The sequence below is a fragment of the Bradyrhizobium sp. 76 genome (assembly GCF_023073025.1).
Lineage (GTDB): Bacteria > Pseudomonadota > Alphaproteobacteria > Rhizobiales > Xanthobacteraceae > Bradyrhizobium.
The window spans coordinates 500,134-522,236 of record NZ_JADPIS010000102.1; the positions used below are offsets into that span (position 1 = coordinate 500,134).

General features: G+C 64.9%; 24 protein-coding genes. 7 read left to right on the forward strand and 17 right to left on the reverse strand.

What is annotated here, in order from left to right:
• Nucleotides 1-77: 77 nt before the first annotated feature.
• From IVB48_RS26290 to IVB48_RS26300, 3 genes are all read right to left on the reverse strand, one after another.
• Nucleotides 78-305, reverse strand: a complete 228-nt coding sequence (locus IVB48_RS26290; RefSeq protein WP_027565603.1) for a hypothetical protein — start codon at nt 303-305, stop codon at nt 78-80.
• 191 nt (nt 306-496) lie between these two features.
• Nucleotides 497-1,840, reverse strand: a complete 1,344-nt coding sequence (locus IVB48_RS26295; RefSeq protein ID WP_247404322.1) for a GDSL-type esterase/lipase family protein — start codon at nt 1,838-1,840, stop codon at nt 497-499.
• A 241-nt stretch (nt 1,841-2,081) separates the two neighbouring features.
• Entirely contained in the window at nt 2,082-3,266 is a 1,185-nt protein-coding gene (locus tag IVB48_RS26300) for a DUF2125 domain-containing protein (RefSeq protein WP_247404325.1), read from the reverse strand.
• A 110-nt stretch (nt 3,267-3,376) separates the two neighbouring features.
• On the opposite strand from IVB48_RS26300, the gene IVB48_RS26305 reads away from it, so the two are divergent.
• The gene (locus tag IVB48_RS26305) at nt 3,377-3,988 is read left to right on the forward strand and encodes a gamma-glutamylcyclotransferase (RefSeq protein WP_247404328.1); all 612 of its coding nucleotides are present in this window, start codon (nt 3,377-3,379) and stop codon (nt 3,986-3,988) included.
• Here IVB48_RS26305 and IVB48_RS26310 read toward each other — a convergent pair.
• From IVB48_RS26310 to ftsE, 4 genes are all read right to left on the reverse strand, one after another.
• Nucleotides 3,985-4,758, reverse strand: a complete 774-nt coding sequence (locus IVB48_RS26310; RefSeq protein ID WP_027565607.1) for a lysophospholipid acyltransferase family protein — start codon at nt 4,756-4,758, stop codon at nt 3,985-3,987. The two genes, IVB48_RS26305 and IVB48_RS26310, sit on opposite strands and share 4 nt — an antisense overlap.
• A 32-nt stretch (nt 4,759-4,790) precedes the next feature.
• Nucleotides 4,791-5,495: a YdcF family protein gene (locus IVB48_RS26315; RefSeq protein ID WP_247404331.1), complete on the reverse strand. Its 705-nt coding sequence runs from the start codon at nt 5,493-5,495 to the stop codon at nt 4,791-4,793.
• Nucleotides 5,496-5,568: 73 nt separating this feature from the next.
• Nucleotides 5,569-6,537, reverse strand: coding sequence for an ABC transporter permease (locus IVB48_RS26320; protein ID WP_027514144.1), 969 nt, complete (start codon nt 6,535-6,537; stop codon nt 5,569-5,571).
• Nucleotides 6,530-7,189, reverse strand: a complete 660-nt coding sequence (ftsE, locus tag IVB48_RS26325) for a cell division ATP-binding protein FtsE (RefSeq protein ID WP_247404334.1) — start codon at nt 7,187-7,189, stop codon at nt 6,530-6,532. Before ftsE ends, IVB48_RS26320 begins: the two co-directional genes overlap by 8 nt.
• Nucleotides 7,190-7,380: 191 nt before the next feature.
• Between ftsE and IVB48_RS26330 the strand changes: the two genes are divergently transcribed.
• The gene (locus IVB48_RS26330; RefSeq protein WP_247404337.1) at nt 7,381-8,262 is read left to right on the forward strand and encodes an MJ0042-type zinc finger domain-containing protein; all 882 of its coding nucleotides are present in this window, start codon (nt 7,381-7,383) and stop codon (nt 8,260-8,262) included.
• A gap of 59 nt (nt 8,263-8,321) precedes the next feature.
• The gene (locus tag IVB48_RS26335) at nt 8,322-8,696 is read left to right on the forward strand and encodes a response regulator (RefSeq protein ID WP_027565610.1); all 375 of its coding nucleotides are present in this window, start codon (nt 8,322-8,324) and stop codon (nt 8,694-8,696) included.
• Nucleotides 8,697-8,831: 135 nt separating this feature from the next.
• Here the strand turns inward: IVB48_RS26335 and IVB48_RS26340 are convergent, their stop codons facing one another.
• Together IVB48_RS26340 and IVB48_RS26345 are read right to left on the reverse strand one after the other, a co-directional pair.
• Complete coding sequence (locus tag IVB48_RS26340; protein WP_007597314.1) at nt 8,832-9,992, reverse strand: DUF4175 family protein; 1,161 nt, start codon at nt 9,990-9,992, stop codon at nt 8,832-8,834.
• Entirely contained in the window at nt 9,980-11,914 is a 1,935-nt protein-coding gene (locus tag IVB48_RS26345; protein WP_247404340.1) for a TIGR02302 family protein, read from the reverse strand. The genes IVB48_RS26340 and IVB48_RS26345 overlap by 13 nt, the downstream gene beginning before the upstream one ends.
• A 166-nt stretch (nt 11,915-12,080) precedes the next feature.
• Here IVB48_RS26345 and IVB48_RS26350 point away from each other — a divergent pair, with 166 nt between their 5' ends.
• Nucleotides 12,081-12,464 (forward strand): carboxymuconolactone decarboxylase family protein, encoded by a 384-nt coding sequence (locus tag IVB48_RS26350; protein ID WP_027514149.1) that lies wholly within the window; start codon nt 12,081-12,083, stop codon nt 12,462-12,464.
• Nucleotides 12,465-12,676: 212 nt separating this feature from the next.
• Nucleotides 12,677-13,573 carry an NAD(P)-dependent oxidoreductase gene (locus tag IVB48_RS26355; RefSeq protein ID WP_247404342.1) on the forward strand — a complete coding sequence of 299 codons (897 nt, stop codon included), beginning with the start codon at nt 12,677-12,679 and terminating at the stop codon, nt 13,571-13,573.
• A gap of 402 nt (nt 13,574-13,975) precedes the next feature.
• Here the strand turns inward: IVB48_RS26355 and IVB48_RS26360 are convergent, their stop codons facing one another.
• The gene (locus IVB48_RS26360; protein ID WP_027565614.1) at nt 13,976-14,302 is read right to left on the reverse strand and encodes a DUF1330 domain-containing protein; all 327 of its coding nucleotides are present in this window, start codon (nt 14,300-14,302) and stop codon (nt 13,976-13,978) included.
• 134 nt (nt 14,303-14,436) lie between these two features.
• Entirely contained in the window at nt 14,437-15,135 is a 699-nt protein-coding gene (locus IVB48_RS26365; RefSeq protein WP_027565615.1) for a helix-turn-helix domain-containing protein, read from the reverse strand.
• Nucleotides 15,136-15,317: 182 nt separating this feature from the next.
• Between IVB48_RS26365 and IVB48_RS26370 the strand changes: the two genes are divergently transcribed.
• Nucleotides 15,318-15,836, forward strand: coding sequence for an SRPBCC family protein (locus IVB48_RS26370; RefSeq protein ID WP_027514154.1), 519 nt, complete (start codon nt 15,318-15,320; stop codon nt 15,834-15,836).
• Nucleotides 15,837-15,893: 57 nt separating this feature from the next.
• Here the strand turns inward: IVB48_RS26370 and lysA are convergent, their stop codons facing one another.
• From lysA to argH, 3 genes are all read right to left on the reverse strand, one after another.
• Nucleotides 15,894-17,159, reverse strand: a complete 1,266-nt coding sequence (gene lysA / locus IVB48_RS26375; RefSeq protein WP_247404345.1) for a diaminopimelate decarboxylase — start codon at nt 17,157-17,159, stop codon at nt 15,894-15,896.
• A 23-nt stretch (nt 17,160-17,182) separates the two neighbouring features.
• A complete protein-coding gene (locus IVB48_RS26380) occupies nt 17,183-17,473 on the reverse strand; it encodes a lipoprotein (RefSeq protein ID WP_247285814.1) in 291 nt (96 codons plus the stop codon).
• Between the two features lie 93 nt (nt 17,474-17,566).
• Nucleotides 17,567-18,964, reverse strand: coding sequence for an argininosuccinate lyase (gene argH, locus IVB48_RS26385; protein WP_247285813.1), 1,398 nt, complete (start codon nt 18,962-18,964; stop codon nt 17,567-17,569).
• 106 nt (nt 18,965-19,070) lie between these two features.
• Between argH and IVB48_RS26390 the strand changes: the two genes are divergently transcribed.
• On the forward strand, nt 19,071-19,760 hold the full coding sequence (locus IVB48_RS26390) for a TlpA disulfide reductase family protein (protein ID WP_247404348.1): 690 nt from the start codon (nt 19,071-19,073) through the stop codon (nt 19,758-19,760).
• A 9-nt stretch (nt 19,761-19,769) separates the two neighbouring features.
• Here IVB48_RS26390 and IVB48_RS26395 read toward each other — a convergent pair whose 3' ends face one another.
• The 3 genes from IVB48_RS26395 to IVB48_RS26405 all read right to left on the reverse strand — a co-directional run.
• Nucleotides 19,770-19,964 carry a hypothetical protein gene (locus tag IVB48_RS26395; RefSeq protein WP_247357793.1) on the reverse strand — a complete coding sequence of 65 codons (195 nt, stop codon included), beginning with the start codon at nt 19,962-19,964 and terminating at the stop codon, nt 19,770-19,772.
• Nucleotides 19,965-20,113: 149 nt separating this feature from the next.
• The gene (locus tag IVB48_RS26400; protein ID WP_007597339.1) at nt 20,114-20,995 is read right to left on the reverse strand and encodes a 3-hydroxybutyryl-CoA dehydrogenase; all 882 of its coding nucleotides are present in this window, start codon (nt 20,993-20,995) and stop codon (nt 20,114-20,116) included.
• Between the two features lie 192 nt (nt 20,996-21,187).
• On the reverse strand, nt 21,188-22,103 hold a 916-nt coding region (locus IVB48_RS26405; protein ID WP_247404351.1), incomplete at its 5' end, for an FAD-binding protein.

Consider the following 22,103-nt stretch of genomic DNA (forward strand, 5'->3'; position numbering starts at 1 on the left):
GTTCAAGGCAACGCGCATTGGGCCCGGCCGGGACATGACCGGGCCCAGTTCGCGACGGGCAAGTGGTGGGACGGCGGCTATTTGCCCTTGGTCGCGCGCATCACCGTTGGGCGCGGTGATTTCGGCGAGGGGACGAATGCCATCGTCTCCCGCGTCGTGGGATTCGAGATGTTGCGATCACCATTCGGATACATCGAGGCGTATGCGGCCGGCTCCTGCGACTGCCATTGCCACTGCGCGAAGGCGGGCGTCGCGATCGCGGCCGAGATGGCGACGACGGCAACGAACAGTTTGGACTTGATCATGATTATCTCTCCTGCCTGGGGCGACCGCATCATCGTGCGGCCGACATGGAGAGAGAGCGGAGTTTGCGGCTTCGCATTCCCGGCGGGTCATCACGATCCGGCGAAGCGGTCGTGAGTTCAGCTCGTAACCGCATGGAGGGAGTTACGACAGCTGAGGGCGACGAACGGAGAGAGGCGACTCTGAATTCACCCTACTGCTTCGCGCTGCGACCAATCTTTCCCGGCTTGAACAGATCGAGGTCGATGGCCTGTCCCATCGCCAGATATCCGGTGCGGTTGGGATGAAGCTTGTCGCCGGCGCCGCCCGTCGTGCTTTCGGGAACGAACTCCGGCTTGAGGCCACCCGAGGCCGGATCGAGCGTTGCCCGATCGAAATCGACCACACCGTCGAATGTCCCCGAGCTACGGATGAATACGTTGAGCGCCTTGCGCTTGTCATCCTGCTCGGGAAAACCATGTGCCGCGCTGCTGCTGCCTAATGCCGAAACGACGGTGGCGCCAATGATCCGGGCTTGCGGCCATTTCGCACGTAGCCTCGCGACGCCGTCCTTCATCGCGGCAATGACCTGGTCGGCCGTGAAATTTCCGTTCTTGCTGAAATCGTTGATGCCTTCCAGCCAGATCAGGCTGGATGTGCCGGACAGCGTCAGCACGTCGCGATCGAGCCGCTGGCCCGAAGCGGGGCCACCCGCGTACGGTTTGTCGGGACCATATTCGGCGGGGCCTGCGATTTGGTTGCCACCGATGCCGCCATTCACGACGGCGACCTTGTTGCCGTAGACCGCCTTCAGGCGACGCGACAGCACGTTGGGCCAGCGATCGTCGCCGTTCATGGTTGAGGCGGTCCCGTCGGTAATCGAATCCCCAAACGCCATGATGGCGAAGGCATCGGCAGGCGCAGTCATCTCGATCGCATCGAGAAAGAACCACGACGCAGTCGCATAGGGGAAGGAAGCCTCGTCTTCGAGGGCGCCCTTCGCGCCGGCGCCCGGCGCACTGACATAGGAAGTGGTCAGCGCTTTGGCGTGCCAGGTCATCGGACCGCTCTGGCCGGCAACATGAAAACTGACCGCAAGCCGGCGGCCGGCGAGGTCATCGGGCCGCTTTGCAAACGGCAGCGCGATCGCATCGCTCCAGACCGAATTTCCCGGCGACACCGTAACGGAAGGCGTGCCGGCGAACGTAATGGGAGTGTTGGAGCCGCGGATCAACGCGGCACTACCCGATTGCAGGCCGACGTAAACGCCGTCAAACGTGACGGGTTTGGTGCCAAAGGCGTTGCTGAGCCGAATGCGGGCCTGACGACCCCAGATATCCGGCCGAACGATCAGGCGAAAGGTCTGGTCCCGCGCACCGGCCGCAGGCTCGGGAAACGCGAATTTCTGTTCCGGCTGGGCAGACGGATTGCCGACGGGGTATGGGCCCTGAACCGCGCCCGTCCAGGACACCACCCAATGTTCGTTATCCCTGGCGGTTGCGGTCTGAAGCGAGGCGACGAGCAGCGATGCTGCGACGAGACAATTCAACGCGTGCATTGTTTCCCCCGAACCCCAGATAATTTGGGCGCGACTTTAGAGCCGTCAGTTGGCCTTCAATAGGGCGGCAGAACGCTACCTGTCCAGCCGCAACTGACACACTCCTCGCCCGACGCCGGAGAGGACCTCGCGGGTTGCATCACCAGCGCTAACAAGAAGCTCCTCGGAAGCCATCTGTTCACAGCTTCAAACGCGTCAGGCGGACCAAGCTGTCCGCCCGGCAGATTTATGAATTCACGACCTAATACAGCGGCGGGATCTGGCCGACCTTGACCGGGCCGAGCAGCACGGCGCCGTCGACGAACTTCAGCGGGAAGCTGCGAGCTTTCTTGCCTTCCAGCGCGCTCTCGGTGCCGATCGAATTGATGCCGGCGGCCACGCCGGCATTGGCGTTCTGCTTGATGACCTTGCCGAGGCCGGGAACGGCGCGGTCGAGCGCACCGAACAGATTGTTGAGGTCCTGCGACTTCACGCCCGGCGCGACGCGATCGAGGGTCGCCTGAGGCACCCCCTCCTCCAGCATCTTCTCGATGCCGAGCGCGGGGATCACGCGCTCGAGGCCCGTCACCGTCATCTGCAATTCGCCATCGAGACGGCCGTTGGCCGAGAGCCCGAGCGTGCCGGCCGCAACCGCGATCATCTCGCCCCGCTGGATCCGGGACTGTACGATCTCGATATGGCCGCCGGCGGCCTGGATCTCGCGGAAGCGCTGCGGCCACGGCTTTGGCGTGAGGTCGGACAGTCCGGTGATCTTCGCCCGCGTGTCGGCCTCGAACGGCTCGGCGAGCAGCGGATGAACGCCCTGGATACTGCCCTGCGCGATCTGGAGCACGGTCTCGATCACGGGATGATCGGACGGCGATCCATCCGCGAGGCGTCCATGCAGCTCGACCTGTTTCGCGCGCGCGAGCGGCACCTGCACGCTGCCGTCGACACGATTGACCGTCGGCTCCTCGAACACGATGGAGGCGCGCTCCGGCACGGCGGGCAGGCCGACCACGCTGCTGCGCCCCTTGCTCCAGTTCACCACGAAGGTGCTCTGCGTGACGCCGTCAGTGACCGTCGCGGGTGCGGTGAATTCGGCGATGACGCGCTTGGGATCGTAGACCTGGGCGACGACCAGGATGTTGTCGAGCTTCGCCGTGAACGGCGTCTTGCTGGCGTTCTGCGACACCAGGGCGACGCTGGCGCCCGAACACTGGACCTCGAAGCGGAAGGGGAAGCCCGCGATCGAGCGCTTGGCGCAATCATAGACGCGGCCGGATTTGGCCTCCTGCGCGCGCCAGGCATCGGCGGCGATTTCGGCCTGCGACGCCGCATAGAACCAGAAGCCGCTCCACGCCACCGCGAGGATCAGGAGGATGACAGGGGCGATGAAAAGGCCCCAGCGGGAGCGCCGGCGTGCGGCAATGGTCATATCGGACATGCGGCGACCCTTTGACCCCTGATTTTGTCAAATGTAAGCGAGGTTGGCGTGCTTCGAAAGGCGGAGAATTCGCTTCGCTTGGGAGCGCGGTTCTGGTAGCCGTGCCCGAAATGTCGGAAATCACCCTCCCCTCCGTCACCACAGCCAAAGGCGACCTCTGGGTGTTCGGCTACGGCTCGCTGATGTGGCGGCCGGGTTTCGAATTCGAGGAGCGCGTCCCCGCGCGGCTGGTCGGCGAGCACCGCGCACTCTGCGTCTATTCCTTCGTGCACCGTGGCACGCCGGAGAAGCCGGGTCTGGTGCTCGGCCTCGACCGCGGCGGCGCCTGCCGCGGCATCGCCTTCCGCGTCGCCGAAAAGAACCGCGCCGACGTCGTGGCCTATTTGCGCGCGCGCGAGCAGGTGACGTCGGTCTATCGCGAAGTCATGCGCTCGGTGTGGCTGGAGAACGATGCGCGGCAGCGCGTCTCCGCGCTCGCCTATGTCGTCGATCGCGGCCATGTGCAATATGCCGGCCGGCTGTCGCTCACCGACCAGCATCGCCACGTGCTCCAGGGCCACGGCCAGTCCGGCGCCAACCGCGACTACGTGACCGCGACGGTGAAGGCGATCGAGGCCGAAGGCTTTCGCGACGCGCAGCTGCATCTGCTTGCCATGATGCTGCATGGGGATGCGCATTCTCCGCACGCCCCGGCTCCGGTGGACAATCGGGAAAACCGCTAGTTCTCCAACGGCGCATAGCTCGGCGCCGAGCCGATCAGCTGCTCCTGCTCCTTGCGACCCGCTTCGACCAAGCGGCCGGTCGCGTCTTCGATCGCCGTTTGCACGCGGGAGAGAAACTCGTCCTTGGGCAAGCCCGGCGGCAGCGGATCGAGGAACTCCACCACCAGCGTGCCGGGATAGCGCATGAAGGTGCGGCGCGGCCAGAACAGGCCGGAATTGAGCGCGATCGGCAGGCACGGCGCGCCGCAGGACGAATAGATCTGCGCGAAGCCGCTTTTGTAGTCCGGTGGCGCGCCCGGGGCGCGGCGCGTGCCTTCGGGAAAGATCACGAGCTGCCCGCCGCTGCGCACCGCCTCCCGCGCCCGCCGCGTCATGTCCAAAAGCGCTTTGACGCCGGCATTGCGGTCGATCGCGATCATCCCGGTCTTGACCAGGAACTGACCGAACACCGGGATCTGCATGAGTTGACGCTTGAGGATGAAAATCGGACGGTCGAAGAAGCCCGGCAAGACGAACGTCTCCCAGAATGACTGGTGCTTCGCCACGACGACCAATGGTCCCGTCGGAATCTTGTCGAGGCCGCGGAATTCCACCTTGATGTTGCAGACCGCCCGCATCAGGAACAGCGTCGCCTTCGCCCACCATTGCGCGACCGTGAGCATGGCGCGCGGCGGCAACGCGAAGGTCGGCAGCGCCACGATCGCGAGGCACACCAGCACGGTGTAGAACAGCACGTTGAAGACGAGCGATCGCAGGAAAATCAAGAACATCGAGGATCCGATCAATGCCGATCAGTTGCCGATCAATTGGCCTGTGCGGTGGCGGGCCGCTTCGGCTGCAGCCCGGAAGGCTGCTCCGACATCTCGGGCGAAAGGTCAATCCCGAAATCCTCCAGCCGCACCCTGAGCTCGGCCGCGATGTACTTGACATATTCCGACAGCAGCAGCCGCAAGGTGGACGACGAGGTCCACCACGGCTCCTCGCGCCATTTGTCGCCGACCACCACGAACGGGATCAGTGTCGTCTCCGGCATCGCATGCGAGAATTCCACCAGCGCGCGCGGCATGTGATAGTTCGAGGTGACCACGATCAGCGATTTGAAGCCGCGTCCCGCGGCCCAGCGCCGCGCCTCCGCGGCATTGCCGCGGGTCGAGACCGCGGTGCGGTCGAGATCGACGCAGCAACGCATGAAGGACTGGTTCTCCGGCAACGTCCGGGAGATGTCGCTCGCCGTCGAGGTCGGGTGCACGCCGGAGATCAGGAGCCTCCTGCCGTAGCCGGCAGCGAGCAGCTCCATCGCATCCGACACCCGCGAGGAGCCGCCGGTCAGCACCACGATGCCGTCCGCCTTGCGGTCCGGCGCGATCTCGGCGCCGCGCAATTGCGACAGAAACGCGATGAAGCCCACCGCCACGCCGACGAAGGCGAGCGCAATCGCCGACATCACGGCCGCGCGCAGCCAGCCGCGCGGCAGTTTCGGCGATCGATCGTCGGTCGGCGCGGTCATGTGATGTCGGTGATCCCTTCCCAGAGTTGATTTTAGGACGTTTTGAGGCGAAGTGGAGTCCGGTTTGTCGGCCTCAATCGACATCATTCAGCGTCGCGAACAGCGTCTGGCGCGAGGCGACCGCGGTGATGGCGCCGATCAGCACGGCCTGCACCGCGAGCACGATGTAGCCGGACGGCCGCAGCGAGAAGGTGCCGAGCAGCGCGGCGAACTGGTCGCCGACGGGGGTGCCGGAAAACCAGCCTGCAATCGACTCGGAGAAGCCGAACACCAGCATGGCGGCGCCGCCGCCGATCACGCCGCCCTCCAACCCCAGCCTGAGGAAATGACGCAGGAAGCGGTTGGCGATATAGCGGTCGCCGGCGCCGACGAAATGCAGCACCTCGACGATCGGACGGTTCGCCGCCATGGCGCCCCGGGTCGCGAACGACACCGAGATGATGGTGGCGACGATGACAAGCGCGAGAATACCGAGCCCGGCGAGCACGGTGGCGTTGGTCATCGAGCGCATGCGCTCGATCCAGGCGCGGTGATCGTCGACGCTGGCGCTTGGCGCCACCTGGGTCACGCGGGCGCGCAGAGCGCCGAGATCAAGCGCCGTGCCGGGCTGCACGCGCGCGATGATCATGCGCGGCACCGGCAGATCGTCCATCGACAGCCCGGTGCCGAGCCAGGGCTCGAGCAGCTTGCCGCTCTCGTCCTTCGTGAACGGCTTGACCTCGACGATGCCGGCTTGCGCGCGCATGGCCTCGGTCACCGCCGCGGTGTCGCGTTCGAGATCGCGGCCCGTCTGCGGGCGGACCTGGATGGTGATCTCGCTCGCGACATCCGACTGCCATTCGGCGGCGGAGGCGCTCACCAGCAGCACCGTGCCGGTCGTCATCGAGGCCAGGAAGGTCATGATGGCGACGACGGCGACGAGCGCGCGGCCGTGGATCGAGGCGCGCGGCACGATCGGCGACATGTTGCGCGCCCGGGCCGGAAGCGGCGGCCCCTCCTGCCCGAGATCGACCAGCACGCCGCGCTCGTCGGGCCTACTCATAGACGTGCAGCCGTCCCTGGTGCAGCACGAAGCGTCGCGCCTCGTACTGGTCCATCAGGGCGATATCGTGGGTGGCGATGATGACGGCGGTGCCTGACTTGTTGAGCTCGATGAACAGCCGCAGCAGGCGGCGGCCAAGCGTCGGATCGACGCTGCCGGTCGGCTCGTCGGCCAGTAGCAGCTGCGGCCGCGAGATCACCGCGCGCGCGATTGCCGCGCGCTGCTTCTCGCCGCCGGACAGGATCGGCGGCAGCGCGTCTATGCGTTCGCCGAGCCCGACCCATTTCAGCAGATCGATGACCTCCTTGCGGTAGCTCGATTCGCTGCGGCCCATGACGCGGAACGGCAGCGCGACGTTCTCATAGGTGGTCATGTGGTCAAGCAGGCGGAAATCCTGGAGCACGATGCCGATGCGCTTGCGCAAGTCTGCGATCTCGTCCTTACCCAGTTGCGAGATGTCGTGACCGAACAAATTGACGAGGCCGCGCGTCGGGCGATGCGACAGGAACAACAGGCGCAGCAATGAGGTCTTACCGGCGCCGGACGGGCCGGTGAGAAATTGGAAGGAATGCGCCGGAATCTGGAAGTTGAGGTCGCGCAGGACCTCGGGCCCCAGGCCGTAACGCAATCCGACATTTTCGAACCGAACCAAGCTCAGCTCCGTTCGAGAGAGGCCGCGGGCCGCACGGCTGTGCTCCGCCACACGCGATCAGCGGGTTTTGCGGCCGTTATGGTTTCCGGTTCGTTAACGGTCGTCCTGTAGCATAATTGGTAGCATCTTTCCCGCTCGGTTCTCCGCGACCGTGTCACCGTCACGACTTGGCCATGCATCAAGGCTCGTCCATGCATATCGTTTGCCCTCATTGTACGACATCCTACGCCATCAAGCCCGCGAGCCTTGGGGCGAATGGCCGGACCGTGCGCTGTTCCCGTTGCAAGGAAACCTGGGTCGCCCATGCCGAGGATGCCATCGAGGAGGCATCTGTCCCGGCCATGGCCGCGGCCAGCCGGGCCGACGACCAGTCCGATCTCGCCGAGCAGTGGAACTCCTATGCCCAGGACGACGGCGCCGATGACGCGCCTGTCGTTGACAGCCCCTCGATCGCCAGCGACTGGCCGGACCAGGAAGCCACCGACACCGAGGACGAATGGTCCGCGGCCGCCCGGTCCGTCGAGGAGGAAGTCGTCGGCGAGCAGCACCAGTCCTGGTTCCGTGGCCTGTTCGGCAGTCGCCGCGGCGCCCGAGTGCGCCGCCCGGTGGCCACGGCGGCCCCGCGAAAATCCCATTTCGGCCTGCCGACCGCCTGCGCCGCCATGGGCGCGCTGGTGCTGGCGTTGGTGATCTGGCGCGGCGATATGGTGCGGCTGCTGCCGCAGACGGCCGCCTTCTACAGGATGGTCGGCCTCGAAGTTAACCTGCGCGCACTGGCCTTCAAGGACGTCAAGCTCTCCAGCGAGACCGTGGACGGTAAGCAGGTGCTGGTGATCGAGGGCGTGATCGTGGGCCAGGGCAAGAAGCCGCTCGACATTCCCCGGCTGCGCTTCGCGGTGCGCGACGCGCAAGGCGCGGAAATCTACGCTTGGAACGCCGTCCTAGAACAGACCGTGCTACAGCCCGGCGAGCGCGCCTTCTTCCGCTCGCGTTTGGCCTCGCCGCCGCCGGAGGGCCGCAATATCGACGTTCGCTTCTTCAACCGGCGCGACATCGCCGGTGGCAGCGTATAATCGATTTCGCAGGTCTCGCAGGCAAAGTTGGTCGCGAGATTGATCCCAAGGTTGGTCTCATGTCCAAAATCCTGATTGCCGACGACGAGGATTCGATGCGCCAGCTGGTGGCGCGCGCCATCGCCATGGACGGCCACGAGACCGTCACTGCGCAAGACGGCGCCGAGGCGCTGGAAATCCTCACGCGCGCGGACGGCGGGTTCGACCTGCTGCTCACCGACATCCAGATGCCGGTGATGGACGGCATCGCGCTGGCGCTTTCCGTCGCACGCGATTTCCCCGATTTGACCATTTTGCTGATGACCGGCTTTGCCGACCAGCGCGAGCGCGCCTCGAACCTCAATGCGCTGGTGCATGACGTCGTGACCAAGCCGTTCTCGGTCGCCGACATCCGCACGGCAGTGGCGGATGCGCTGGCGGCGAAGAAGGGATAGCGGCGTCGGGGCGCCACGTATTCCGCTGTCATGCCCCGGCTTGACCGGGGCATCCAGTACGCCGCGGCCTCTCGATTGAATCACAACCGTCTCGGAGTACTGGATCGCCGGTCAAGCCGGGCGATGACAGAGAACTCAAAAATCCTTCAGCAGCCGCTCGATGTAGTCGAGCTCGATCTGCGGGCGCGAGCTGTCCCCCAAGCGGCGGCGGAGCTCCTCGAGGATGCGGCGGACGCGCTGGGCGTCGATCTCGCCGGGGATCTTGACCGTGTAGTCGTCGCTCAGATCGCGGCCGTGAAGGGGGCGACCGAGCGGATCGGTCTGATTGCCGCCGCTCTGCTGACGGCCGGGCCGGTTGCCGGGACCATCGCCCTGCCCGTCGCCATCGCCCTGCTGCATCGCCTCGGCCATCTTCTGCGCGCCCTTGCGCAAGGCCTCGAGCGCTTTCCCTTGCGCGTCCACGGCACCGTCCGAATTGCCTTCGCCGAGCTGCGAGCCGGCATCGCCCATGGCCCCGTCGGCGGCGTCCAGACTGCCGTCGTCATCGCCCTGGTCACCGTCCTGATCGCCATCCTGGCCCGGCTGTCCCTGCTCGCCCTGCTGACCCTTTTGCCCCTTCTGGCCCTGGCTCTTCTGGCCCTTTTGCCCCTTCTGGGTGAGGCCGCGCTTGGCGAGTTCGTCCTGGAGCTTCTTCAGCCGGTCGCGCAGCGACTGCTGATCCTGCTGGAGGTCCGACATCGACTGGTCGCCCTGCTGCTTGCCGCGCGAGCGCTCACGCCGGGAATCCTGCCCCTGCTTGAAAGTCTTGTCGCGCAATTGCTGCTGCTTGCGGATCATGTCGCTGAGCTCGTTGAGCGCCTGCTCCATGTCGCTGTCGCCGGATTGCCCGGGCTGCGCCATCTGGAGATTTTCCATGATCTGCGCGAGCTGCTCGAGCATGCGCTGGGCCGCTTCTTTATTGCCTTCGCGCGCGGCCTTCTCGATTTGCTTCAGCAATTCGTCCAGGTCGCGCTGCGTGATGACGGAACGATCGCGATTGGAGGATTGGCTCTTTTCCGTCGCGCGCTTGTAGTCCTCGAGCTTCTGAATCGCATCGGATTGATTGTTCAGGCTCTTGCCGGATTCCTTCTGCCTGAGACTGTCGCCGGAATCCTGCATCGCCTTTTCAGCGCCATCGAGCAGAGCATCAACATCCTGATCCTGCTGGGCAGCCACGGGCGAGACGCCTCCCAACAGGAAGGCGAGGCAAGCGATCGAGATCGCCTTCAAGACTGGCACGCGTGCTAGCTTCCGCATTTACGGTCTCGCGTCGACTGGTTGGCCCCGTCGTTACCCGCCTTCGCCCGGTTGTTCGCCGACTTGCGATAGGCCTGAAGCTGCTCGCGCAATGCGTCCTGCTGCTTCGCCAGCTCTTCGAGCTGCTCGGGCGTGGCGTTCTGGGTCTTTTGTTTCAGCTCGACTGACTTGTCGAGGATGAGCTGAACCTCTGCCGGGAAAGGCTGCCGGGGTCCAAGCGGATTCTGCTCGGCGCGCCGGGCGAGATCGCGCACCTTGCCGGCCATCGCCTCGCGAAGCTTTTGCGTCAGCGCCTTGATCTCGTCCTCGCTGGCGCCGCGTTCCAGCGCCCGCTTGAGCGCGTCCTGGGCCGAACGCAGCGCGGTGTTGACGCTGCCGGCGACACCGTCGTCCTCGATGGTGACCGCGAACGCCCACATGCTTTTCACCACATCGCGCATCGCGTCGTCGGTGCGGGCGGCTTCCAGCTGCAGCGCCAGGCTGCGCAGGCCGAGATAGCAGCCCGCATCCGGCGTGAACAATTCGGGTGCGATCATCAGCGCGTCGAGCGCGGCGTAGACATCCGAGTTCTTGTTGGCGTCGAGCGCGAGGATGCGGCGCTGCTCGACCAGCGCGCGCGCGAGCGAGTTGGTGAACAGTCGCTCGGGCAAACGCATGTTGAAGGGCTCGCTCCTGGCCTCGTTGCCCGCCTCGTCCTTGGCGGTGAGGGTCAGCGTGACGTCGGCGCCGGCATAGGGATCCTCGCTGAGGTCCTTCACCGTCTGACCGACGCCGTTTCGGGTACGCGCATTCGGCAGCACGAGCGGGAATTGCGGAGGCTGGAATAGCGGCCGCGCGGCGGCCTCCTTGACGCCATCCTTGACGCCATCCTTGGCATCGACGGTACGCAGGCCGATTTGCGCGTCGGCTCCAGTGACGCCGTAATCGTCCTCGACCTTGTAAGTGAGCTGGAGTCCGCCACGGGCCTGGCGCTCGGGATCCTTGGCCAGTGCGATCGTCGGCGCACGGTCTGGCGTTGCCGCAAACACCCATTGCGGCTGGCCGGAGGGAGCGCGGACATGCGCGGTGCCGTCGCCGCTGATGGCAAAATGCTTCTCGTTGGTACCCTTGGGCGCGGCTTCGGTGGGCGCGACTTCCTTGAGGCCGCCGGAGACGACAACATCAAGGCTGCCGCCGGACGAGCGCACGATCAGGGTCGAGCCTGCGGGAACGGCAAGCGGCCCGCTGGCCGGCAGCGCCGCGGCCTCCTTGTTCGCCGCCGACAGGATGATTGGCGGCTTGCCGGTGTAGAGCGGTGGCGTGACCCAGGCATCGACGCGAACATTCGTCGGCGCCAGCACGCCGTTCCAGTGGAAGGCAGCCCCGAGCCGCATCGCGCGCTCGTCGCCAGCGGCGAAGAAGGTCGCAACCAGCATCACCATGACCAGCGCGCGCAACGCCCAGGGGTCATGCAGAGCGAGCCGGGGCTGCGGCAGACCGGCGCGGATGCGCTTGATGGAAGCCAGCGTGCGCTCGCGCTGCGCCCGCCACAAGGCCTGCGCAACCGGGTCCTGTGAGCTCAGCGTGTCCGTCAGCGTGGTGGCCGGCCGATGACGGATGCCAGAGCCGCGGTCGAGCCGAGCCAGAGCCTCCTCGCGGCTCGGCCAGCGGAAGCGACTCAATGGGAACAGGACGGCAATCGCAACGCCGGCGAAAACGACAAGACCGATGGCGCGGGCAATGGACGGCAGCGCCAGCCAGAGGCCGGCCCAGGACACCACCAGGAACAGACCGACGACGGTAAGAAGCCGCGCCAAATTTGGCCAGGCACGCTCCCACGCGATGGCATAAGTGGCCCGTTGCAGGGCTTGCGCCAGCTTCAGCCGCGACAGAGCGTCGCCATCGCGGATCGGGTCTGACGGGTCGGGGGTGACGCCGTTCAATCAACTCTCCAGGTTGCCCGGTAGAGAAGCGTACCACAACGGCAGCACTGAGGCATCCGTTCCTGTACGGGAGACACCCCTTTTCCCGCATAACACGAGGACGTGACTGGCCCGCCGCAACCCCGTAATTTCCGCGCCGCCATCCAAGGAAAAAGAAGGAAACGCCATGGACAAGAAGATGCACGACAAGGGCCTGGAAGTCCGCAAAGCGGTGCTCGGCGAGGCCTATGTCAACAACGCTCTGAAGAGCGTCGACGATTTCAACCGTCCGTTCCAGGAGATGCTCAACGAATATTGCTGGGGCACGGTGTGGGGCCGCGAGGAGCTGCCGCGCAAGACCCGCAGCATGCTCAACATCGCGATGATCGCGATCCTCAATCGTCAGCACGAATTCCGCGCGCATCTGAAGGGCGCACTCACCAACGGCGTCAGCCGCGACGAGATCCGCGAGATCCTGATGCAGGTCGCAATCTATGGTGGCATGCCGGCCGCGGTCGACAGTTTTCGGATCGCGCGCGAGGTGTTCGCGGAGATCGACGGCAAGGCGTGAGGGGGCGGCATCGAAGTGAGGAGGGGCGCATCGTCCCTCCCCACCGTCGTCCTGGCGAAAGCCAGGACCCATAGCCACCGTTGGATGTGATGCAAAGGTTACGCGTAGCGACCGCAGCCGGGGTAATGGGTCCGGGCCTTCGCCAGGACGACAGCGAGTGTGTGGCCCGTGGGTCGCGGTACAACGACGAATAACAAACACAAGGAAACACCATGGACATCGGATTCATCGGCCTCGGAAACATGGGTTTCCCGATGGCGCGGCGGCTGATCGAGGCCGGCAACCGGCTCGTCGTGTTCGACACGCGCCGGGAGGTCGTCGACAAGCTGGTGGCGCGCGGCGCCACTGCAGCGACGTCGCCGAAGGAGGTCGCCGACCAGGTCGAGACGGTCATGGCGAGCCTGCCCTCGCTGCAGGCTTCGCTCGCGGTTGCGACGGGGCCGAACGGCGTGATCGAGGGGAGCCGCGTCAAGCGCTTCATCGACCTCTCCACGGTCGGCTCCGCGATGGCGGTTAAGATTCACAGCCTGCTCGCCAAGCATGACATCGTGCAGATCGACTGCCCCGTCTCCGGCGGCGTCGGCGGCGCGGAGAAGGGCACGCTGGCGGTGATGGTCTCGGGGCCAAAGACCGAGTTCGAGCTGCTCAAGCCCGCGCTCGACATCATCGGAAAAGTGTTCTTCATCGGCGAGAAGCCCGGCGCGGCGCAGACCATGAAGCTCGCAAACAACTTCTTGTCGGCCACCGCGATCGTGGCGACCTCGGAAGCGGTGGTGATGGGCGTCAAAGCCGGGCTCGATCCCGCCGTGATGATCGACGTCATCAATGCCGGCTCCGGCATGAACACCGCGAGCCGCGACAAGTTTCCGCGCTCGGTGCTGCCGCGCAGCTTCGACTTCGGCTTCGCCACGGGACTGATGGTGAAGGACGTGCGGCTGGCGCTGGAGGAAATGAAGCAGCTCGGCCTGTCGATGGAGGTCGCGGATGCGGTCGGCCGGTTGTGGGAGACGGTCATCAGCGCGGAAGGCGCCGAGTCCGATTTCACCGTGGCGATCAAGCCGATCGAGAAGAAGGCGGGCGTTGTGGTTGGCGGCAGGCCACCCAGCTAGCCCCAACACGAAAGCGCAGCGCCGGCGACCGGCGCTACGCTGTCCTCCTTGGATCGATCTGCTACGAGCGGCGTCTGCCAAGTTCCAGAAGGTCGATCGGCTGCTCCAGTTGCAAGGAGGCCGAGCCCCCGCTGCATTTGATATACTTCTCGTCGCACCTGCGCATGCATCGTCTCTCGCTCGAGCATTTCGCAGAGGTGTTGTTGCAGCTGACCCACGTAATGTCGCACCGTGTGACCCGGGCCGACGCGACGCCGGAAAGTCCGAGGAGGAAGGCTACGCTGCAAGCTACGAAAAGCATGCGAAGCAAGCCGGCGCCGGCGAGTGAATCGTTCATTCCAATCTCCTGTGTTGGCCGGGCAGGTCTGCGCCTGCGCGCCGAGTTTTTGACGAAGACGCAGTTCAAGCCTTGGCGAGATAGGGGATCGTGCCGGCCAAGTCGGTATCGTCGATCAACTGGAAGCGGCTCTCGCTGCCGCCCCTGCGCGCTGCCGCGAAGCGGCTGTAGGCGGGATCAGTGACGAAGGACTCTGCTGCCTTCACCGTCGGAAACGACATGATCGCGATCAGCGAGGTGTCGAGAGGGGCACCTTCCAGCGTCTTCACGTTGCCGCTGCGCGAGAGGTACTTGCCGCCGTGCTTGTGCACGAGGTCGTGAACGGAGGCCGCATAGTCCGGCACCCATTTTCCGTCGGTCACTTTGATGTCTGCGATCAGATAGGCTGTCATGCCGCGTCTCCTGGCTCGAGTTCAGCTCCGCGTTGATAGGGGCGGGCATCACTTGGGTGCCAGAACACGGCCGGGGCTCGCCAGTACGGGAACTGTAGCGGGGCGATACAAATACTGAATTGCGCCGCCCTGGATCAGCTCGCCAGCTTGCGTTCCTTGGCGAACGGGCTGAGGCCCAGCCAGCTTTGCATGGCCGCGGCAAGCTGCCGGTCGCCGGTGAGCAGCATCCGCCGGCTTGCGACGGCCGCGCGCACGGTATCGAGTCCCATCCAGATCGCCGTCATGGTGCGCAGATCAACCGACACGTAAAGGTCAACATCGAAACCGGGATCAATCGAGCAGAGGTCGACACTGTCGTCGGGATCGACGATCAGCCACCACAATCGCTGCGTCGAAGGCAATTCCGGATACGCGAACTGCAGCACACTGCGGCGGGTCGGCATCGGCGTCGTGTTCAAATTCCGCCGCATGTCCCACATCAACAGCTGGACATCGAGATGCTGAAGCGACAGATCCGACTCGATACGGCGCTGGCCCCAGATGCCGAACGCCTCCACGATTGGGCCGAGTTCGCGTCCGGCTGTGGTCAGCAGATATTCGGTGATACCGCGCTCGGAAGCCGATGCCCGCCGCGTAACGATGCCGGCGGCTTCGAGCTCCTTGAGACGTTGCGAGAGCAAGGCAGGCGACATCCGCGGAACGCCGCGGCGCAGCTCGTTGAAGCGCGTCGATCCGGCAATGAGTTCGCGAAGGAGCACGACGGTCCAGCGCGTGCATAATATCTCGGCCGCCATCGCGACCGGACAGAACTGCCTGTAGCTGCCAATGGTCATGCGGGCCTCCGTGACAAGCGAAGGCGCAACCTTAGGGCCGCGGCGCGCGGCTTCCTAGTTCAGTTTCTGTATCAGCAGCGATTCATTCTCTGAACTGGCCGCGGACCGTGGTGAGCGTCTATTCGACCGGCATTGGCAAGCCGGCCGCCGCAATCATGGCCCGCCGGACACAGGAGATTACCATGAAGAAATACGATTCAGCGGCTTCCAGATTGCTCGTTTCGGTTCGCAGCGCCGCGATTTGCACCCTCGGCCTGGGCGTCGGCGTCATGCCGGCGTCCGCTGCCAATCTGACGAGGAGCATCGAGGTCAGCAGCGCTGCGGCCGAGGTGTGGTCCGTTATCGGGCCGTTCTGCGCGATCAAGGATTGGCTGCCGCCGGTGGGGCAGTGCATTGTGGACGGCAAGTCGCCGCCAACCCGCACGCTCGTCACCAGGGACGGCAAGGCTTCGTTCGTGGAGACGCAGACTGCGCGGAACGACAAAGACTACAGCTATTCCTACGCGTTCCTGTCGAGCCCACTGCCGGTGAGCCAGTATAAGTCGACCATCAAGGTCACGGCAAAGGGTGAAGGCGCGTCGGTGGTGACATGGACCGGCATCTACACGCCCGACCCGGGGCGAGAGAAGGAAGCGGTCGATGCCCTCGGCGGCGTCTATGATTCCGGCCTCGCCGCAATCAAGGACCGGTTCAAGAAGTAGGGGTCAATGCAGCGATGGGCGCAGCGGTAGCTGCGCTCATCGTGAACAATCACAGCCTCACAGCCACGGCGCCGGCGTATCCATCGCGATCAATTGCTCGACCTCGATGCGCGGACGCACGACGGCGTACTGGTCGCCCTTCACCAGCACTTCGGGCACCAGCGGCCTCGTATTGTAGGTGCCGGCCTGCACTGCGCCATAGGCGCCGGCGGTCATGATGGCGATGAGGTCGCCGGGCTTTGGCGTCGGCAGCGTGCGATCCAGCGCGAGGTAGTCGCCGGTCTCGCAGACCGGGCCGACGACGTCGGCCATCATGGTCGCGGCCCCCTTCGCAGGCTGTGTCACCGGCAGAATGTCGTGATGGGCCTCGTACAGCGTCGGACGGATCAGATCGTTCATGGCGGCGTCGATGATGACGAAATTCTTGCCGTCACCGTGCTTCACATAGATCACCTTGGCGACCAGGATGCCGGCATTGCCGACGATCATGCGCCCCGGCTCGAACATCAGCGTGCAGCCGAGATTGTGGCTGACGCGCTTGACCATCGCGGCATAGGCGTCTGGCGCAGGCGGCGCCTCGCGGTCCATGTAATAGGGAATGCCGAGGCCGCCGCCGAAATCGACATGCGAGATGTTGTGGCCGTCGGCACGCAGCGTCTGCACGAATTCGGAGAGGATGCGGAACGCGATCTCCATCTTGGACAGGTCGGTGATCTGGCTGCCGATATGCACGTCGGTGCCTGTGACCTCGATGCCCGGCAGCTTCGCGGCCCGGGCATAGACCTCGCGGGCATGCGCGATCGGGATGCCGAACTTGTTCTCGGACTTGCCGGTCGAGATCTTTGCGTGGGTGCCGGCATCGACGTCGGGATTGACACGGATCGAGATCCGCGCGGTCTTGCCCGTCTCGGTCGCAAGGCGCGACAGCAACTCGAGCTCGGGCTCGGATTCGACGTTGAGGCAGAGAATGTCGGCGGCCAGCGCCGCTCGCAGCTCGTCTTCCGTCTTGCCGACGCCGGAGAACAGGATCTTGTTTGCCGGAATGCCGGCGGCCAGCGCGCGCTTCAATTCGCCGCCGGAGACCACGTCCGCGCCGGCCCCGAGCCTGGCCAGCGTGCGCAGCACCGACTGGTTGGAATTCGCCTTCATGGCGTAGCAGACCAGCACCTTCTCGCCGGCGAAAGCGTCGGTGAAAACGCGATAGTGCCGCTCGAGCGTTGCGGTCGAATAGCAATAGAACGGCGTGCCGACGGTTGCAGCCAGCTCGGACAGGTTCACTGCCTCGGCGTGCAGCACGCCGTTGCGATAGTCAAAATGGTTCATGGCGTTGGCTCAGTTGCCCCAGCCTATCGGCTGGGTCTTTCGTCCAGCAGCGGGTCGAGGATAAACGGTTTCTTCCTGCCCTTGGTCGCCGCCGGTGCGGCGTCCGCGCCATAGGTGGGATTGAACACGCTCGGCGTCCTCTGGGCTTCGGCCTCGGTGTCGGTCGGCGGTGCGACGTTGGCTGTGGACGCGCTCGAAGCAGTCGGCGGCAGATCCAGCGGGCCCTTGCGGCCACAGCCGGCAAGCGCGAGCGCCGTCAGGCTCAAGACAATGATGGCCCACCCCGAGCCGGCCGGGCGAAACTTTGACGTCACGACGAAATCCCCACTACGCGCGGCGCACCATACAGAGATTGGCGCGCTCTGGCGAGACCCGGATGATCATGAAACATAAGCGAAATTTTGCCCTCAGCCCAATTTTCGCTCTTTTTCCAGCCGCCTCAGCCAGGCCTTGGCCTGCGCCGCCACGTTCTTCGGCGCGGTGCCGCCGAAGCTGGTCCGGCTCTTGACCGACGATTCGACCGAGAGCACGCCAAGCACGTCTTTCGTAACCTTCGGCTCGATCGCCTGCATCTCCTTGAGCGGGAGCTCGTGCAGCGCCACGCCGCCCTCGGCCGCTTTCGCGACGATGCGGCCGGTGACGTGATGGGCCTCGCGGAACGGCATCTTTAACGTCCGCACCAGCCAGTCGGCAAGATCGGTCGCGGTGGCGTAGCCCTCGCCTGCAGCAAGCTTCATCTTCGCTTCATCAGGTACGAGATCCCGGACCATGCCGGTCATGGCGCGGATCGCGAGCGACAGCGCGGCGAAGCCTTCCATCGCGCCCTGCTTGTCTTCCTGCATGTCCTTTTGATAGGCGAGCGGCAGGCCCTTCATCACGATTAGCAACCCATTGAGCGCGCCGATCACGCGGCCGGTCTTGGCGCGCACCAGCTCGGCGGCGTCAGGATTGCGCTTCTGCGGCATGATCGAGGATCCCGTGGTGAACTTGTCGCTGAGGCGGATCATGCCGACCAGCGGGGAGGTCCAGATCACGATCTCCTCGGCGAAGCGCGACATGTGCACGGCGCAGATCGAGGCCGCCGACAGCGTCTCCAGCACGAAGTCGCGATCGGAAACCGCATCGAGCGAGTTGGCCATCGGACGATCAAAACCGAGCGCCTTCGCCGTGGCGTGACGATCGATCGGGAACGAGGTACCGGCGAGCGCTGCAGCTCCGAGCGGGGATTCGTTCAGCCGCTTGCGCGCGTCCTGGAAACGGCCGCGATCGCGCGCGGCCATCTCGACATAGGCGAGCAGATGGTGGCCGAAGGTCACCGGCTGCGCGGTCTGCAGGTGCGTGAAGCCGGGCATGACCGTCCCGGCATGCTCCAGCGCGCGCTCGACCAGCGCCCGCTGGAATGCGGCGAGCGCGGCGTCGGTCTCATCGAGGACATCGCGGACGTAGAGACGAAAATCGGTCGCGACCTGGTCGTTGCGCGAGCGCGCGGTGTGCAAGCGGCCGGCGGCAGGGCCAATCAGCTCGGACAGGCGGCTCTCGACATTCATGTGAATGTCCTCGAGCGCGCGCTTGAATTCGAAGCCGCCCTTGCCGATCTCTGACAAAATCGTGTCTAGACCCCTGCCGATATTTTTCGCATCAGAGGCCGTGATGATGCCCTGTGCGGCCAGCATCGCGGCGTGGGCCTTGGACGCGGCAATGTCCTGGGCAAAGAGGTGACGATCGACGTCGATGGAGACGTTGATCTCTTCCATGATCTCGTCGGGGCGTTCCGAGAACCGGCCGCCCCACATCTTGTTGCTCATGATCCCCTGCTCACGCCTTGCCTGTCGCCGCCGCACGTTTGCTGACGGCTGCCAGCCGTATTAAGAGGCCTCTGATAGCCATATCTGCGACCGGATGACAAACGATATGCTCGACCCCAACGACAGGCTCGACCAAACGAAAGCACGGTCGGCCACGCGCCGCATCCCCGTCGTCATCGCTACCGTCGTGGTCGGGGGCCTGGCTGGCTTTGCCGCGCTGTACGGGCTCGGTCTGGGCCGGTCCCCATCCGGCGATCCCGCCTGCCGGGCGGCGGTGAACACGGCACAGAAGATCGCCCCGCTCGCCCATGGCGAGGTGGCGGCGCTGACCATGGCGACCGCACCGCTGAAGCTGCCGGACCTGGCCTTCGAGGACGCCGACGGCAGGCCGAAGAAGCTGTCGGATTTCCGCGGCAAGACGCTGCTGGTGAATCTCTGGGCCACTTGGTGCGTGCCCTGCCGCAAGGAAATGCCGGCGCTGGACGAGCTCCAGGGCAAGCTTTCGGGCCCGAATTTCGAGGTGGTGGCGATCAATATCGACACCCGCGACCCCGAGAAGCCCAAGACGTTCCTGAAAGAGGCCAATCTTATCAGGCTCGGTTATTTCAATGATCAGAAAGCCAAAGTTTTTCAAGATCTTAAGGCGATAGGACGGGCGTTAGGCATGCCCACCTCGGTGCTGGTCGATCCCCAAGGCTGCGAGATCGCGACGATCGCGGGGCCGGCGGAATGGGCGAGCGAAGATGCGCTCAAGCTGATCCGGGCTGCGGCGGGCAAAGCCGCCGCGTCGTTCTAAGCGATGATGTTAGGCGGTGACGTTGAGGCTGCTGCCGACGCCGGCGCCGACATTGGCAAGCGAGGGCTGTCCGGCGCCGAGCAGCGTCAGGACTGTGGATTTCTCCGCGTCCGCGTTCTGCTTCATCAGCGTCGCCGAGATATTCGACTGCAGCGCGCCTTGCTGAGAGGCCAGCATGCTGCTGACCATCGCCATCATGTCCATTACGCAAACCCTCGTACCGGCCGTAACCTAGACGCGAGCGGTTAACGGGACATGAATTGCCACGAAACGCCCTAGGTGGGGCTTTGTCCGTGTTCCGGACGCGGCGCGCCATGCAATGACGCGACGCAGAGCCGGGGCGCGAGACCGGCTTATCTCGTCGGAACCGGCTTGGCGCCGCGGTAGTCGTAAAAACCGCGCTGGGTCTTGCGACCGAGCCAGCCCGCCTCGACGTATTTCACCAGCAGCGGGCACGGGCGGTACTTGGAGTCGGCGAGGCCCTCATGCAGCACTTGCATGATCGACAGGCAGGTATCGAGGCCGATGAAATCGGCGAGCTCCAGCGGGCCCATCGGATGGTGCGCCCCGAGCTTCATCGCCGCGTCGATCGCCTCGACATTGCCCACGCCTTCATACAGCGTGTAAATCGCCTCGTTGATCATCGGCAGCAGGATGCGGTTGACGATGAAGGCCGGGAAATCCTCGGAGACCGCGACCTGCTTGCCGAGCTTGCCGACGAATTCCTTTGACGCCTCGAAGGTCTGGTCGTCGGTGGCGATGCCGCGGATCAGCTCCACCAGCTCCATCAACGGCACCGGATTCATGAAGTGAATGCCGATGAAGCGTTCGGGCCGGTCGGTGGCGGCGGCGAGCCGCGTGATCGAGATCGAGGAGGTATCGGAGGCAACGATCGCCTCCGGCTTCAACACCGCGCAGAGATCGTGGAAAATCTTGCGCTTGACCTCTTCCTTCTCGACCGCGGTCTCGATCACGAGATCGCAGTCCGCGAGGTCGTCCAGCTTCTCGCCGGCCACGATACGCGCCATCGCCTTGGCTTTGTCGTCCTCGCTAACGGCCTTCTTGGAGACCTGGCGCGTCAGGTTGCCGTTGATCGTAGCCATGCCTGACTTGAGGCGGTCGGTCGAAATGTCGTTGAGCACCACGTCGAAGCCGGCCAGCGCAGCGACATGTGCGATGCCATTGCCCATCTGCCCCGCGCCGATCACGCCGACCTTCTTGATTACTGCCGCCATAATGTCATCCACCGGAACGGCGCGCTATCAACCGCGCCTGCCTATCCCCCTGAGCCGGGAGGTCTGATTTAATCAGAACCCGGCCTCGAAACCTAGATTGGATCGCTTCGAAGGCGTGTCCCGCGCCAAGAAAACGCCTCAAAAAGCAACACCGGCCGGAGTTTATAGCTCCGGCCGGTGTTTTAGCGCGTTTTACTTGCCGAGCTTGCCGAGTTCGGCCGTCAGCTCCGGAACCGCCTGGTAGAGGTCGGCGACCAGGCCGTAATCAGCGACCTGGAAGATCGGCGCGTCCTCGTCCTTGTTGATCGCGACGATCACCTTGGAGTCCTTCATGCCGGCCAGATGCTGGATCGCGCCGGAAATGCCGACTGCGACATAGAGCTCGGGGGCCACGACCTTGCCGGTCTGGCCGACCTGCCAGTCGTTCGGCGCATAGCCCGCATCCACCGCCGCCCGCGAAGCGCCGACGCCGGCGCCAAGCTTGTCGGCGAGCGGCTCGATGTACTTTGCGAAATTCTCGCGGCTCTGCATGGCGCGGCCACCAGACACGATGATCTTGGCCGAGGTCAGTTCGGGACGGTCGCTCTTTGCGACTTCCTCGCCGACAAAGGACGACAGGCCCGGATCGGCCGCCGCCGCGACGCTCTCGACCGACGCGCTGCCGCCTTCACCTGCTGCGGCGAAGGTGGAGGTGCGCACCGTGATGACCTTCTTGGCGTCCTTCGACTTCACCGTCTGGATGGCGTTGCCGGCGTAGATCGGACGCTCATAGGTGTCGGGAGCGACCACCTTGGTGATTTCCGAGACCTGCATGACGTCGAGCAGGGCCGCGACGCGCGGCATCACGTTCTTGAAGCGCGAGGTCGCGGGCGCGACGATGGCGTCATAGGACGGTGCCAGCGAGACGATCAGCGCGGCCAGCGGCTCGGCCAGATCGTGCGCGTAGAGCGCGCCGTCGGCGAGCAGCACCTTCTTCACACCGGCAAGCTTTGCGGCCGCGTCCGCTGCAGCCTTGGCGTTCTCGCCGGCCACCAGAACCTCGACGTCCGCGCCGAGCGCGGCCGCCGCGGTCAGGGCCTTGTTGGTCGCATCCTTGAGCGACGCATTG